This window comes from Nesterenkonia lutea, from assembly GCF_014873955.1.
GTDB lineage: Bacteria > Actinomycetota > Actinomycetes > Actinomycetales > Micrococcaceae > Nesterenkonia > Nesterenkonia lutea.
In genome coordinates this window covers 2,290,381-2,305,003 of sequence record NZ_JADBED010000001.1, presented here as the reverse complement: position 1 = coordinate 2,305,003, position 14,623 = coordinate 2,290,381, and the positions used below count along the sequence as shown (strand labels likewise).

Genomic DNA, 14,623 nt, shown 5'->3' with positions numbered 1-14,623 from the left:
CGCAGAGCACGCACGATGACTGAGGGTTCGGAGCAGATGCTCACATGAACTCACCTCAGTTCGGTGGATGGTCCTTCAGGGTACGCATGTACCCCGCGCCGGTGTCCATACCTGGTCGTCGAACGGTCGTGCCGAAGTCCTCCACAGGCGACCGAGACTGATCAGACTGTGCGGTCGGAGTACGGGTGCTGCCGCTATCGGTCGAGGGTGAACCGTCGCACAGGCGGAGCTGGATCCGGCCCGTGGGTGGTGCGGTTCTCACGCAGCGAGGTCGCACACGCCACTCCGGCGACGACACCTTGACTGATGGCCACCGGGACGAGCTGGATGCCGGGAGTGATGTCCCCGACGGCGTAGACCCCCTCGACGCTGGTGAGCTGGTCACCGTCCACCTGGATCAGACCTTCCTGATCCAGTTCACACCCGAGGTGGCGAGCGAGGTCGTTGGTCGGATGATGCGCGTAGGAGAAGAACACGGCATCGGCGTCCACCACGGTGCCATCGTCCAGTCGAAGCCCTTCCAAGGCCCCGGGAGGACCGATCAGGGCCTGGGCTACCCCGTCGACCACTCTGATTCCATGCCGGGACAGAGTCTCATACTGGGTTTCGTCGAAGACCGGCTCGTCGGCGTCGGTGACGACGCATACAGCCTGGGCCCACTCCAGCAGCTCGGCAGCGTAGGCCGGCACGTGTTCGCCCGCGCCCAGGGCGATCACGTTTCCCCCTCGGAACTCGTGGCCGTCGCAGGCGGGACAGTGGTACACATCTGTGCCGTAGTGCTCCTCGATGCCGGTGATCGCTGGGAGCTGGTCCCGGACCCCGGTGGCCAGCACGACGCGCTCGGCGAAGACTGGGGCGCCGTCGACCGTGGCGCGGAACCTGCCGTCCTCGGTGCGGTCCACGGCGGTGACCGTCCCGCTGTGGATGACCACCTGCTGGTACTGCTCAAGTCCAGCGTGAGCCTCAGCCAGCAGGTCCTGGGGGCTGATGGGGTCTCGACCCAGCAGTCCATGGACTTGGTCGGTGAACCGGTTGCGGTGCTCCCCGGCGTCGACCACCAGGGTGCGCCGCTGGTAGCGGCCCAACCAGGTTGCGGCGGCCAGGCCAGCGGGGCCGCCGCCCACTACCAGGGCGTCGATTTCAGATGGGAGGGAGAAGCTCATCGGTCCTCTGGGGTTCGCAGGGGGCGGGGAGGGGTCTATTCCTTGTCGAGCCTGTCCTGGAGCGCAACTGCGGTCTGTTCTGGGGCGGCCCTGCACGGAAGGGCTTGTTCATGCAGAAACATTGGGCTCCTCCGGTTGTTCTCGTGGCGGACTCCGCCGTGGGACAGTTCGCACGGGCATCCCTCGACCGACTCGAATCGCCCTCATCCCTCCTGGAAGAAGGGGACGATGAGGCTGCGGTTCTCAAGTTATGTCGTCTGGTGGCCTGGGGCAAGCGGACCCGGACCTATGGCGTCAGAGCGGAATCTACGGGGCCTACGGTGGGGGCGGTAGATCGCCTTGGTCCAGGTAAAACGCGGGGCGGGGGCAACCCAGAGTCCTCGACTGTTCAGGAGGGGCTCGTATAGGTTGAGTCCAGGGCGTAATGACCGCACAGTACAGGAGGCGCAATGACTGAACACCCAGGTCAGGACAGGTCCGAAGACGGCGAAGAGACTCCGAGTCGTGAGACTCCGAATGAGATGGACGGGGACACACCCGAAGCCGGCGATCAGACAGGCGGGCAGGCAGCAGGCTCCGGGGGACACAGGCCGACCGAACCCATTGCTCCGGGATACGGGCAGCCGACCCAGAGTCCCTACGGGCAGCCCACCTCGGGCGCGCACCAGGCGCAGTCGGCAGCCTCAGCCTCCTCTGGCTACGGCTATTCCCAGCAGTCCGGTGGGTACCCGCCCCAGGGTCAGCCCGGTCCCGGTGGGCCCCAGTACGGCGGCCAGCCACAGTCCGGCCAGGGTGGCCCGCCATACGGGGGCCAGCCCCAGCCGTACCAGCAGCACCCCTACCCGCAGCAGCCCCAGCAGCGGAACTCAGTCGAGGGCAAGAACTTCTTCGCCGCGCTGTTCGATCTCTCGTTCCAGAGCTTCGTGACGGTGAAGTTCGCCAAGTTCATCTACGTGATCCTGATGGTCTTCATCGCCCTGGGGTATCTGGTGGCCGTCATCTCTGCCTTCACCGAGGGGCCTGTCGCAGGGCTGCTGGTGCTGCTGCTGGGATGGATCCCTGCCGCGATCTATCTGATCCTGATCCGCATCACGCTGGAATTCATGATCGCCATGGTCCGCACCTCGCAGAACACTGCAGGAGTCCGGGTCGAGATGGAGCAGCTGCGCGGCGAACTGAGAAGCCGCCGCTGAGCCTGATCCGCCATACTGCACGCAACGACGACGGCGCCTGAACCTCCCCGGGGAGGCTCAGGTGCCGTCGTCGTATGGTCTGTGTCTGCGGGGTCAGTCCAGCTCCACGACCACGGGGGCATGGTCTGAGGCGCCCTTGCCCTTGCGCTCTTCGCGATCGATGAAGGCCGAGCTCACGCGCTCGCTCAGCGCCGGGGAGCCCAGCACGAAGTCAATGCGCATGCCCTCTTTCTTGGGGAAGCGCAGCTTGGTGTAGTCCCAATAGGTGTAGACCCCGGGACCGGGAGTATGCGGACGGACGACGTCGGCGAAGCCGCTGTCCAGGAACGTCTGGAAGACCTCACGCTCAGGCGTCGAGACATGGGTCAGCCCCTGTCTGCGGAAGAGCTCGATGTCCCAGACGTCCTCGTCCTGCGGCGCGATGTTCCAATCACCCATGAGCGCGATCTGCGCCTGCGGATCCTCGGCGAGCCAGGTCTGCGCATGAACCTGCAGGTGGCGGAGCCAGGAGAGCTTATAGCCCATGTGCTCGTCCTCGAGCGCGCGGCCGTTGGGGACGTAGAGGCTCCATATGCGGACCCCGCCGCAGGTGGCCGCGATGGCGCGGGCCTCCTGGATGGGGTCCTTGCCACCTTTGCCGAAGCTCGGCTGGTCCGGGAAGGTGCGTTCGACATCAGTGAGGCCCACACGCGAGGCGATGGCGACGCCGTTCCACTGGCTCAGCCCGAAATGCGCGACGTCATATCCGTTGTTCTCGAAGACCTCCCAGGGGAAGTTCTCGTCCTTGCACTTGGTCTCCTGGAGGGCCAGGACGTCCACGTCTGATCGGTCCAGCCATGCCTCGACCCGGTCGGCCCGGGCCCGCATCGAGTTCACATTCCATGTCGCAATCCGCATGGCCCCCAAACTACCAGCGGCTGCCAGTGGAACCCGCGGCGCTGGTCGGCGACGTGGACCCCGTCGCGCAGGTTCACGGACGGCCCGCACGCGGGCACACGGTTCAGCTCTCGCGCCACCAGTCGTCCGCGATGCTCACCGGGACGGTGCGCTTGTGTCGGGTGCGCAGGAAGTGCTTCTCGAGCACCTCTGCTTCGCTGTCCGGGATCTCCCGGCCCTCGAGGTAGTCATCGATGTGGTCGTAGCTGATGCCGAGCTCGGTCTCATCGAGCTGGCCGGGCTTGTCATCGAGAAGGTCCGCCGTGGGAGCCTTCGCCCAGAGGGTCTCGGAGGCCCCGAGATGCTTCAGCAGCTGGCGCACCTGACGCTTGTTCAGCGTGAACAGCGGCAGGACATCGGCCCCGCCGTCGCCGTATTTGGTGAAGAAGCCAGTGGTGGATTCAGCTCCGTGGTCGGTGCCGACCACCAACAGATCATGCTCCCCGCCAATGGCGTACTGCACGGTCATGCGCAGTCGAGCCTTCACATTGCCGCGATGGTAGTCCTCCAAGGGGCGCCCGAAGGACTCACGGAAGGCGACATCGACGCCGGTGACGGCCTTCTCGATGTTGAAGGTGTCGGTCTGGTCGGGGGCGATGAAGTCCACTGCCTTGGCGGCATCGTCGGCGTCATGCTGAACACCGTGGGGCAGGCGCACGGCGTGAAAATACGACTCGCAGCTTCTCGACCGCCAGCTGGCAGAGCCTGCCGGCCAGAGAGGAGTCCACGCCGCCGGAGATGCCCAGCACGAAGCCCGTGGAGCCGGCCGCCTTCGCGTAGTCCACCAGGAAGTCCACCCGTCGGGCGACCTCCTCGGCGGGATCGATCTCGGGCTTGACGCCCATTTCCTCGACGATGACACTCTGTAGCTCTCGCATGAGCCGAGTCTACTCAGCGAGACGTTTCTGTCAGGTCTCCGCTTCCTGTGAGTCTGCTCGACACTCCCGTGGTCCGGGGTGGGTGCGAAGCCCTGCTCGGTACGCTGGACGTCCATCACACCGCGGGTCCGAGGGGAATGCCTGATGCTACAGACTTCAGAATCGCGCTATGAGCGGTGGGATCGGTTCACAGAGTGGCCGATGGCCGTCATTGCGCTGCTCTTCCTCGGGATCTACGCCTATGTCGTGATCTCCAATCTCAGGCCCACTGATGTCTCCTGGCCGCAGGCATTCATGACGGGCGTCTGGGTAATCTTCGCGCTGCACTATGTCGTGAGCCTGGTGCTGGTGCAGAACCGGAGGCGGTGGTTCTTCACCCATCTCCATGAGCTGGCGATGGCCCTGCTGCCGTTTCTCCGGCCGCTTCAGCTGCTGCGTCTCGTGAAGCTGCTCTCGGTGCTGCACAAGACGGCTGGCTCTGCGCTGCGCGGTCGGGTCACGCTGTATGTGGCGGGCACGTCCGGGATCCTCGTGCTGGTCGCCTCCCTGGGCGTCCTTGATGCGGAGCAGAACGCGGAGGGAGCCAACATCAACAGCTTCGCCGATGCCGTGTGGTGGGCGTTCGTCACGATCACCACAGTGGGATATGGCGATCACTATCCGGTCACCGGCCTGGGCCGGCTGATCGCGGTCGGTCTGATGGTTTCTGGCATCGCGCTGATCGGTTCGGTGACGGCGACCCTGGCCTCGTGGTTCGTGGAGAAGATCGCTGAGACCCAGCAGGAGCCTGCCGAGGAGGCCGGACCTCCGTCAGAGCCTGCCTCCGCGCAATAGGATGGATTCCATGACATCCAGCACCCCCAGCACCCCCAGCACCCCCGGCACTCCGCAGTCCGCCTCCGCTCACGCCGCCGACCGACGCCGCCTGCAGGAGCTGATCAGTGAGCTCGCCGTCGTGCGCGGCCGGGTCACGCTGTCCTCGGGCAAGGAGGCCGACTACTACATCGACCTTCGGCGCATCACGCTGCAGCACGAGGCCGCCCCGCTGGTGGGACGGGTCATGCGACATCTCCTCGGTGAGGCCGACATCGACTATGTGGCCGCCGGCGGCCTGACCATGGGGGCGGATCCGGTGGGCACTGCGGTGATGCATGCGGCGGCGCAGGAGGGTGTCGCCACAGACACCTTCGTGGTCCGCAAGGCCCAGAAGTCCCACGGCATGGGGCGCCAGGTCGAGGGGCCAGGCGTGGACGGCAGAAAGGTCGTCGTGCTGGAGGACACCTCCACCACCGGCGGATCTGCCCTGACTGCGGTGGAGGCCGTGCGCGCCGCTGGCGGCCTGGTCCAGGCCGTGGCCGTGATCGTCGATCGCGACACGGGTGCCAAGGAGCACATCGAAGCCACGGCGGGGGTTCCGTACCTCTTCGCGTATTCGAGGAACGACCTCGGCCTCGACTGATCCGCCGAAGCCCGATCCCCGGTCCATTGACGTCCATCGATGAACAGAGTTAAGCTCAGTTCATCGAATGATATCGATGCGCATCGATGCCTCCACCTTCTTCGCGCACCGACCGCCGAGATGGAGCCTTCATGACAACCGAGACCGCCAGCACCGCTGAACTGCCCGTCGTCGTCATCGGAGCCGGGCCGATCGGCCTCGCCGCCGCCGCACACCTGCTGGTCCAGGGCCTGGAACCGCTGATTCTGGAGGCTGAGCACCAGGTCGGTGCCACCATTCGGGAGTGGGGTCATATCAAGCTCTTCTCGCCGTGGCGGTACAACATCGACACTGCCGCAGCAGCGCTTCTCGAGCCCACCGGCTGGGAGTCTCCGCGCCCCACGGCACTGCCGACCGGCGCTGACCTCGTGCGGGACTACCTGGAACCGCTGGCGGCACTTCCGGGGCTCGCTGGTCGGATCCGGACTGATCACCGGGTGCTGGCCATCAGCCGCGGTCAGCGCGACAAGACCCACGTCAAGGCCCGCGCGGGCCGGCCGTTCGTGCTTCGCGTGGCCCACGCCGGGGCGGTGACCGAGCTTCAGGCCCGTGCCGTGATCGACGCCTCCGGGACCTGGGGAACCCCGAACCCGCTCGGCGCCGCCGGACTTCCCGCCCTGGGCGAGGAGGATCCCGCCGTGGTGCAGCGACTGCTGGGTTCGCTGCCCGATGTGCTCGGCGCCGAGGCGGAGCGCCTGGCCGGCCGGCACACCCTGGTGGTGGGCGCCGGGCACAGTGCGGTCAACACTCTGCTGAATCTCGCCGCGCTCAAGCGCCGAGATCGTGCCACCAGCATCACCTGGGCCATCCGCGGCGAGTCCGCCGAGCGCGTCTACGGCGGCGGGGACGCGGACCAGCTGCCGGCCAGAGGCGCCCTGGGTCAACGACTCCGCCGGCTCGTGGAAGAGGGCGAGATCACGCTGGTCACGGATGCCGAGATCCACGCTCTGGAGGGTGCCGTGGTCAGCACCGGGAGCAGCACCGGGAGCAGCGCTGGAGTTCAGGAGAAGACCGACGACGACGCCGTGATCACCTCCTCCCTGCAGGTCGCCTTCGCCGACGGTCGCCGCGTCCGGGTCGATTTCCTGGCCGCTGCCACCGGGTTCCGGCCGCAGCTCGAGATGCTGCGCGAGCTGCGCCTGGAGCTGGATCCCGCCGTGGAGTCTCCGCGCCGGCTGGCCACGCTCATCGATCCCGAGTTCCACTCCTGCGGCACCGTGGAGGCCCACGGTGCCGATGTGCTGGCCCACCCGGAGGAGGGCTTCTTCATGGCCGGGATGAAGTCCTATGGGCGGGCACCCACGTTCCTCCTCGCGACCGGCTACGAGCAGGTTCGTTCCATCGCGGCCCACCTCGCAGGCGCTGACGCGGCGGTCCGGAATCTGCATCTGCCGGAGACCGGGGTCTGCTCGGGGGTGAGCGCGCCCGGCCCGCAGGACGAGCAGTCCTGCGGAGTCCCGGCGGCTGATCAGACGCAGTCCTGCTCTGCCCCGGAACGATCGGAGACAGAGAACGGGGTCGCGGTTCCAGAGCCGCTCGGGGCGGGCCTCGGCGCGTCCACCGGCGTGCTCCATGGTCGCCACGGCTGAGGTCAGCAACACTGAGCGGGTGCATCCCTCCAGACGGACGGTCCTCGCAGGACTCTGCCTGACCCAGATCATCTCCTGGGGCGTGCTCTTCTATACCTTCCCGGTCCTGCAGCCGCGCATCGCCGAGGAGACCGGCTGGTCAGCCACCGCGCTGACCGCTGCGTTCTCTGTTGGACTGGTGGTCTCAGGTCTGCTCGGCATTCCCCTGGGACGCGTCTTGGACCGGCGCGGTCCGCGACTGATCATGACCGCAGGGGCCGCGCTCGCCGTCCTCGGGCTGCTGGGTGTGGCCGCGGCGCCGTCGTACTGGGTGTTCCTGCTGGGCTGGCTGGGCATCGGCATGGCGATGTCAGGCACGCTGTACCCGCCGGCCTTCGCCGCGCTGACCCGCTGGTACGGGTCGCGGCGGATCTTCGCCCTGACCATGGTCACCCTCGCCGGAGGCCTGGCGAGCACGGTCTTCGCCCCGCTGACCGAGATCCTCGCCGTCCAGCTGAGCTGGCGAGAGGCCTATGTCGTGCTGGCGATGGTCCTGGGAGCGGTCGTGGTCCCGGTCCATGCTCTGGTGCTGCGCCGACCCTGGCCTGCCGAAGAGGTCGAAGCAGCCGCAACGTCCCGCGGACGCGTCGAGGCGGATGTCACGCGCGCTGCCGCCCGCCCCGCGCGGTCTGCTGCGGCGAACTCCGAGACCCCGCACGCTGAGCCCGTGCTCGCCGATACCGGCTACGCGCCTCGGATCATGCGCAGTCGCCCCTACATCCTGCTCGTGGTGGGGATGGCGCTGGGTGCCGTGGCCATGTACGCGGGCCTGATCAACCTGGTGCCGATGCTGGTGGAGCGCGGGGTCTCCCCGATGATCGCCGCGTGGGTGCTGGGTCTGGGCGGCGTGGGACAGGTCCTCGGACGGCTCTTCTACGCGCGGCTGGACCGCCGCACCTCGGTTCGGCAGCGCAGCGTGATCATCTACGCCCTGCTGGCGCTGACCACGGGGGCCCTGGCCTGGGACATCACGCCGACGGTCCTGCTGGTGCTGATCTCCATGGCCGCCGGCGTCGCCCGCGGGATCCTGACGCTGCTCCAGGCCACAGCGGTCACCGACAGGTGGGGGACCCGCGAGTATGGACGCCTCTCCGGGGTGCTCAACGGTCCGATGATGCTCTCCGTGGCGGTGGCGCCCTTTCTGGGAGCGATCCTGGCCGAATGGCTGGGCAGCTACGAGGCGATGTTCGGCGTCCTGGCCGGACTGGCCCTGCTCGGTATGGCGGCGATCGCCGCGAGTCTTCCCGGCCGGAAATCTCACGGGTGAGCGCGCCTCACCCCAGTCTCGCCCGCTCCTCGCCCGCTCCTCGCCCGTCCCCATCGAGTGGGCGATATGAGGGAATCTTGGGCCCGGATCGGCCGAGTAATTCCCTCAAATCGCCCACTGGATGTGCCGTTGTGGATAACTCAAGGATCCGGAAGGTTCTGGGCACACTGAGTTCATGGTGGATACGCTCCCGCCGGAGTTCTCAGGCCGGGCCTTCACGGCGGCTCAGGCCCTGCGCCGGGGCGTCTCCCGGGAGCGGCTGCGACGCAGAGACATCGTTGCGCTCGGATCCGGCGTCTACGCCCGGCGAGGGCTCGCCGCTGCGCAGACTCCATTCGGAACGTTGCAGCTCAAGGCCGCGGCTCTCCTCGGGGATCACCCGGGCATGTGGCTCTCCCATGTCAGTGCGGCGCGGCTTCATGGATTGTGGCTGCCGGACAGGGTGCTGCGTGATCAGCGTGTGCACCTGTCCTTTCCGGCGGCATCTGATCTTCGGGCACGCCGCAGCGGCATCTGCGGGCACCGCGTCTCGGTCAGACCTGAAGACGTGGTCGAACGCTCGGGGGTGAGGCTGAGTTCCCCCGCAAGGGTCTGGTTGGATGTCGCAGGACTCTGCAGCGTGGGAGAGCTGATCATCCTGGGGGATCAGCTGGTGCGGCGCCCGTACCCCAAGTTCGATGGGCGCTCGAAGGCACACGCCACGATCCAGGAACTCCAGGCCCTGCTCGACCACTCCCACGGCGCGCCGGGACGACGACGGTGCCTCGCAGCTCTCGGGTCGATCCGCATGGGGTCCGACTCCGTGCAGGAGACCCTGCTCCGGCTCGCGCTGGTCCGAGCAGGGCTGCCGGAGCCGGAGCTCCAGGTCCCCGCGCAGCCGGGAAGGCGGAGCTCTCCTCGTGCAGACCTGGGCTACCCGGCATGGAAGATCGCGATCCAGTACGAAGGTGACACGCACTTCACCCCGGTGCAGCAGCGCGCCGACCAGCGCCGAGACAACGTGTTTCTCGCGGCGGGCTGGCTGGTGCTGCGCTTCAACCTGGAGGATTCCCGCGAGGGCTTCGCCCAGGCAGCAGAGCAGGTCCGTGCGGCGATCGCCCGCCGGTGACGCCGCTGCACCAGGCGGGCCTCCCTACCAGGCAGGCTTCAGCGCCCCAGCGACCGCTGCATCAGGATCGTGCTCAAAGTGTGCCCGCGCTTGACCCCCACGTCAGCGAGCCGCCCCACCTCGGTGAACCCCAGCTTCAGGTGCAGGGAGTACGAGGCGCGGGTGGACTCGTCCTCGGAGATCACCGCGATCACCTCCCGGTGACCTGCCTGCTCGCAGCGGTCCAGCAGCTCGCCCAGCAGCGCGTGGCCGATCCCGCGCCCCTGCGAGCCCGGTCGCAGATACACCGTGTCTTCCACGGTGTGCCGGTAGGCGGACTTCTTCCGCCAATGCCCGGCGTAGGCGAAACCGAGGACGACGCCGGCCTGCACCGCCACCAGGAAGGGGTGGGCGGCCTGCCGCTTCTCCTCAAGAGCGGCCGCCCACTCGGCCACGCTCATCGGCTCCTCGCTGAAGGTGATCACCGTGTGGTGCGCGTAATGGGTCTGGATCATCACGACCTGGGAGAGGTCACGGAGCTCGGCGGGTCGAATCATGAGCGCGGCGTCGGGCATACCAGGAGCATAGACCTGTGCCCGTCGGGGTCTGCCAGCCATGGCCGAGGGGACCCCGGCGGGCCTAGGGTGCTGATATGGATGAAGAGCAGAACACATGGCAGGCCGTGGACCAGTACCTGATCGAGACGCTGGTCGACGAGGATGAGGCGCTCGCGGAAACCCGGCGCAGCTCCTCGAAGACATCAACTCCGGGGATCGATGTCACCGAGGGCATGGGCGCGTTCCTCGGGCTGCTCGTGCAGGTCTCCGGTGCCAAGCGGGTGCTCGAGTTCGGCACCCTGGCCGGGTACTCGAGCATCTGGATGGCCCGGGCGATGGACGACGACGGCGCCGTGGTCACCTTGGAGATCGACCCGGCGGCGGCCGCCGTGGCCCGGCGGAACTGCGACACGGCGGGCGTCGGAGACCGCGTGCAGGTGCGTGTCGGACCGGGCAGGGACTCCGCGCAGACCCTGATCGGAGAGGGCGCCGAACCCTTCGATCTGGTCTTCATCGATGCGGACAAGGCCAACAACCCGCACTACCTTGAGGCCGCCATCGCGCTGTCTCATCCCGGGACTGTGATCGTGGTGGACAACGTTGTGCGAGGCGGCGCCGTGCTCGACCAGGACAGCGCGGATCCGGACATCCAGGGCATCCGCACGCTGTTGGAGATGATCGCCGCCGATGACCGACTGACCGCCACCGCGCTGCAGACCGTGGGACTCAAGGGCTGGGACGGGTTCGTGCTGGCCCGGGTGAACTGAGCGCCTGCGGGGCGGCCACCTTCTTCGCCTCGAGGGTGAGCAGCCTCCCGCGCAGCCGCTGGGTCCCCAGCGAGATGATGACCGCGGCGACCAGCGCAAGGCCGCTGACCACGTTCTGCCAGAAGGTCTCCACCCCGAGCAGCGTCAGGCTGTTGGAGAGCAGCCCCATGAACAGCACCCCGATCAGCACGCCGAACATGTTCCCTTCGCCGCCGGTCAGGGCGATGCCGCCGATGAGCACCGCCGTGAGCACCGCCAGTTCGAATCCTGCACCGAGCTGCCCTGCAGGGGCGCTGTTGAGCCGCGCAGCCGTGAGCGCACCCGCGAGCCCCGCAGAGCCCCCGGCGACCACATAGAGCACCAGGGGGATCAGCTTTGTGGAGATGCCGGAGAGGTAGGCGGCTTCGCGGTTGACGCCCACTGCGTAGATGTGGCGCCCGGTCGGAGTCATGACCAGGTACACTCCGGCCAGGATGAACAGCAGTCCTGCGATGATCGCCGGCACCGGGACACCTGCGATCGCGCCCGCGCCGAGGAAGGCGAAGTCGGCGCTGAAGCCGCTGACCGGCAGGGGGCTCATCAGCTGTGCCGCGCCCCGCCCAGCGGTGAGCACTCCAAGCGTCGTGATCAGCGAGGAGAGACCGACGACGGCGACCAGCACCCCGTTCACGGCCCCCACCAGAGCGCCGACCAGGATCGCCGCCCCCACACCCAGCCACATCGATCCGGTGTTCTGCACGACCAGCGCCGCGCAGACCCCGCCGATGGCCAGCGTGGACCCGACGGAGAGGTCGATGTATCCCGCGATCAGCAGCATGGCCACGGGCACGGCCACGATGCCGATGACCGCGACGTCGAGCAGAACGCCTCGCAGATTCCCCCAGCTCAGCTGCGACCCGGTGGTGGCCTGCACGAGCAGGACCATCCCGATCAGGATGACGAGCAGCGGGTTCTGGATCAGCCCGTGAAGAAGACGTTGTGGCATGGAGCGATTCATGGAGTGGGACCTTCTTGGTTCTAGGTGCGGGAGAAGTGGGCGGGCGCGGGTGCGCTCAGGAGCTGGCCGGTTCAACGTGGATGTGGTCCATCAGCGTCTCTTCATCCAGATCTTCGGCGCGCAGGGACTCGTGGAGCGCACCGTCTCGCATGAAGATCACGCGATGGGCGAGCGCCAGCGCCTCTTCGGGTTCATTGGTCGCGAAGACCACGGCGATTGGCCGCGTCTCGGCCAGCTCCCTGATGACCGCGTAGATCTCGCTGCGAGCTCCGACATCCACACCCTGTGTTGGGTCATCCAGAAGCAGGACTTTGACGCTCGAAGCGGGGTTGACCCAGCGGCCGATCAGGATCTTCTGTTGGTTGCCGCCCGAGTAGCGCGAGGCGGCGAGGTTCGGAGCATTGGGCCGCAGTGACATCGAAGACGTGGTCGCTGTGACGACTCCGCTTTCACGGGTGCGGTCGCGGAACCCCATCCGGGCCAGTGCCGTCATCACCCGGGTGACCGTGTTCTCGGCAGCCGTGAGCCGTCCGAACAGGCCCTGTTTGAGCCGGTCACCCGGCACCAGAGCGATCCCGGCCTTCAATGCGTGGTTGGGACTGTGGATGATCTGGCGCTGGCCCTCCACAAGCACATGTCCCTGGGCTCTCCGCTTCCCGAAGATGGTCTCCAAGAGCCTTGTCCTGCCGGACCCGATGAGGCCGTAGAGGCAGACGATCTCCCCAGGCCTGACCGCCAGGGTCGCCGGTTGCAGCCCTTCCGTGCTCAGCCCCTCCAGCTCGAAGACAGGTGGGGCGTCCTCCGCGAAGGGCCGGGCAGGCGCGGTCTGCGTTCCGTGCCGTCCGCTGATGGCGGAGACGACGTCTGCCTTGGTCACCTCGGCGATCTTCTCGGTCCAGACGGCTCTGCCGCTGCGCAGCACAGTGGCCCTGTCGGCCAGACGCATGACTTCGTTGAGCAGGTGCGTCACGTACAGGATGGCGATGCCTTCGGTCCGCAGCTGCTTCACGAGTTCAGCCAGGCGTTCGGCCTCGGCCGGGCTGAGCGCGGCCGTGGGTTCGTCGAGGATCAGCAGTCTGGCGTCGCGGCGCAGCGCCTTGGCGATCTCGACCAGCTGACGCTGCCCCATGGAGAGCTCCCCGACCCGGTCATTGGGCCGCGCCGCAGCTCCGACCCGAGAGAGCACCTCCACGGCGATCTCGCGCTGCCGGGAACGTTCCACGAGACCGGCCCTGCTCATCTCCTGGCCGAGGAAGAGGTTCTCCGTGACGGTCAGTGAATCGATGAGGCTCATGTGCTGGTAGATCACCGCGATGCCCCGGTGGATCGACTCCTGGGGGGAGAGCTCGGTGAACTCGTCTCCATCGATCTCGATGACGCCCCCGGTGGGGGAGGTGCGACCGCCCAGACACCCGATGACCGTGGATTTCCCCGCGCCGTTGTGACCGAGCAGGGCGTGCACCTCCCCGGGGTTGATCTCCAGACTGACGTCATCCAGGGCCAGGGTGGCGCCGTACCGCTTCGTCAGGTTCCTCACGCTGAACGTCATAGCGCAGCGCTCACTGCTCAGCGCCGCCGAAGGCCTCGATGTAGTCATCAAGGTCCTCGCTCTCAGCGGTCACCAGGTAGGCCGGAAGATCGACGACGGCCTCGGCCTCGCCTTCACCCACGGCGATCGGCAGATCGATGATCTGGGCTCCGAGCTCGTCGAAGGCGGCGGTGACGATCCCCCGGACGAAGCTGCCCTCCTTCATGGACGCGAAGAGCGTGCCGTTGCCGTCGAGGCCGCCCAGATAGGTGTTCTCATCGTCAGTCGCCCGCCCGCTCTCCACCAGTGCCTGGTAAGCGCCCTGGGCCGCATCCCCGGAGGCGCTGAGGACGATGTCGATGTCTGGGTTCTGCGCGAGCACCGTGTTTGTGGCGGACAGACCATCGCCTGGGGTGACGGACTGCTGGGTGACGACCTCCAGCCCGGGTGCGGATTCCTCCAGGCAGTCGAGGATGCCATCGGTGCGTTCCTGCCCGATCTGGATCGTCTCGTCGATGAGCACCAGGGCGGTGCCTTCACCGTCGAGCGTCTCACCGGCCCACTTCGCGGCGTCTTCGGCGAGCATGCATCCGGACTCTTCGAAGCTGAACTGGAGGGTGGCGTCCTGATTCTCGAGGTCACCGCCGTAGGTGACCCAGTGCTTTCCCGCGTCCATGTACTGCGCGGCGATCGGGTCCAGCGAGGCCGGGTCTGCAGGGAAGACCACGGCGGCGTCGATGCTGTCGTCGTCGAGGTAGGTGGTGAGGTTGGAGACCTGCTGGCCGAGGTCCATGTTGTCGTTGGTGAAGACCACTTCGACTCCGCGGTCAGCAGCGTATTCCTTCGCCTGTTCGGTCAGGATCGAGTAGACCGGCAGGGCGTTGAACGGGTAGGAGAACAGGATCTTGTCCACCTTCTCCTGTCCCTGATCCTCGGTGGAGGCGTCGTCGCCGGCGGCGGCCGAGGCTTCTTCTTCGGGTGGCCCGGAGCAGGCGCTCAGAGCCATTCCCGCGGTCAGCGCGGTGGCAAGCAGCAGTGTTCTGCGCCGGGAGGGCGCGGTGGGGTCAAGGTGTGTCATGTCTGTGGTTCCTCTGGCTAGTGGTGCGGTGAATGCGGGACGATCT

General features: G+C 67.2%; 13 protein-coding genes and 1 pseudogene. 7 read left to right on the top strand and 7 right to left on the bottom strand.

The features are described from left to right. Positions 1-194 precede the first annotated feature (194 nt). Positions 195-1,163, bottom strand: coding sequence for an NAD(P)/FAD-dependent oxidoreductase (locus H4W27_RS10490; protein WP_192595889.1), 969 nt, complete (start codon positions 1,161-1,163; stop codon positions 195-197). A gap of 449 nt (positions 1,164-1,612) precedes the next feature. Here H4W27_RS10490 and H4W27_RS10485 point away from each other — a divergent pair, with 449 nt between their 5' ends. Further along, on the top strand, positions 1,613-2,356 hold the full coding sequence (locus tag H4W27_RS10485; protein ID WP_192595888.1) for a DUF4282 domain-containing protein: 744 nt from the start codon (positions 1,613-1,615) through the stop codon (positions 2,354-2,356). A gap of 93 nt (positions 2,357-2,449) precedes the next feature. Here H4W27_RS10485 and H4W27_RS10480 read toward each other — a convergent pair whose 3' ends face one another. Both H4W27_RS10480 and nadE read right to left on the bottom strand, forming a co-directional pair. Further along, the gene (locus H4W27_RS10480; RefSeq protein WP_192595887.1) at positions 2,450-3,253 is read right to left on the bottom strand and encodes an exodeoxyribonuclease III; all 804 of its coding nucleotides are present in this window, start codon (positions 3,251-3,253) and stop codon (positions 2,450-2,452) included. A 103-nt stretch (positions 3,254-3,356) separates the two neighbouring features. Next, positions 3,357-4,170: pseudogene (nadE, locus tag H4W27_RS10475) on the bottom strand (ammonia-dependent NAD(+) synthetase). Between the two features lie 144 nt (positions 4,171-4,314). On the opposite strand from nadE, the gene H4W27_RS10470 reads away from it, so the two are divergent. From H4W27_RS10470 to H4W27_RS10450, 5 genes are all read left to right on the top strand, one after another. Beyond that, positions 4,315-5,004: a potassium channel family protein gene (locus tag H4W27_RS10470; protein ID WP_192595886.1), complete on the top strand. Its 690-nt coding sequence runs from the start codon at positions 4,315-4,317 to the stop codon at positions 5,002-5,004. 10 nt (positions 5,005-5,014) lie between these two features. Then, the gene (gene pyrE, locus H4W27_RS10465; protein WP_404821851.1) at positions 5,015-5,629 is read left to right on the top strand and encodes an orotate phosphoribosyltransferase; all 615 of its coding nucleotides are present in this window, start codon (positions 5,015-5,017) and stop codon (positions 5,627-5,629) included. A 131-nt stretch (positions 5,630-5,760) separates the two neighbouring features. Next, positions 5,761-7,257: an NAD(P)-binding domain-containing protein gene (locus H4W27_RS10460; RefSeq protein ID WP_192595884.1), complete on the top strand. Its 1,497-nt coding sequence runs from the start codon at positions 5,761-5,763 to the stop codon at positions 7,255-7,257. A gap of 19 nt (positions 7,258-7,276) precedes the next feature. Further along, the gene (locus H4W27_RS10455; RefSeq protein WP_318782295.1) at positions 7,277-8,563 is read left to right on the top strand and encodes an MFS transporter; all 1,287 of its coding nucleotides are present in this window, start codon (positions 7,277-7,279) and stop codon (positions 8,561-8,563) included. A 175-nt stretch (positions 8,564-8,738) separates the two neighbouring features. Continuing rightward, on the top strand, positions 8,739-9,671 hold the full coding sequence (locus H4W27_RS10450) for a PDDEXK family nuclease (RefSeq protein ID WP_192595882.1): 933 nt from the start codon (positions 8,739-8,741) through the stop codon (positions 9,669-9,671). Between the two features lie 38 nt (positions 9,672-9,709). Here H4W27_RS10450 and H4W27_RS10445 read toward each other — a convergent pair whose 3' ends face one another. Continuing rightward, positions 9,710-10,225, bottom strand: a complete 516-nt coding sequence (locus H4W27_RS10445; RefSeq protein WP_192595881.1) for a GNAT family N-acetyltransferase — start codon at positions 10,223-10,225, stop codon at positions 9,710-9,712. Between the two features lie 77 nt (positions 10,226-10,302). Here H4W27_RS10445 and H4W27_RS10440 point away from each other — a divergent pair, with 77 nt between their 5' ends. Continuing rightward, on the top strand, positions 10,303-10,974 hold the full coding sequence (locus tag H4W27_RS10440) for an O-methyltransferase (protein WP_192595880.1): 672 nt from the start codon (positions 10,303-10,305) through the stop codon (positions 10,972-10,974). Here the strand turns inward: H4W27_RS10440 and H4W27_RS10435 are convergent. From H4W27_RS10435 to H4W27_RS10425, 3 genes are all read right to left on the bottom strand, one after another. After that, a complete protein-coding gene (locus H4W27_RS10435; RefSeq protein ID WP_225939085.1) occupies positions 10,934-11,959 on the bottom strand; it encodes an ABC transporter permease in 1,026 nt (341 codons plus the stop codon). The genes H4W27_RS10440 and H4W27_RS10435 overlap by 41 nt on opposite strands. Positions 11,960-12,026: 67 nt before the next feature. After that, the gene (locus H4W27_RS10430) at positions 12,027-13,520 is read right to left on the bottom strand and encodes a sugar ABC transporter ATP-binding protein (protein ID WP_192595878.1); all 1,494 of its coding nucleotides are present in this window, start codon (positions 13,518-13,520) and stop codon (positions 12,027-12,029) included. Positions 13,521-13,530: 10 nt separating this feature from the next. Beyond that, positions 13,531-14,577, bottom strand: a complete 1,047-nt coding sequence (locus tag H4W27_RS10425) for a sugar ABC transporter substrate-binding protein (protein ID WP_192595877.1) — start codon at positions 14,575-14,577, stop codon at positions 13,531-13,533. Positions 14,578-14,623 lie beyond the last annotated feature (46 nt).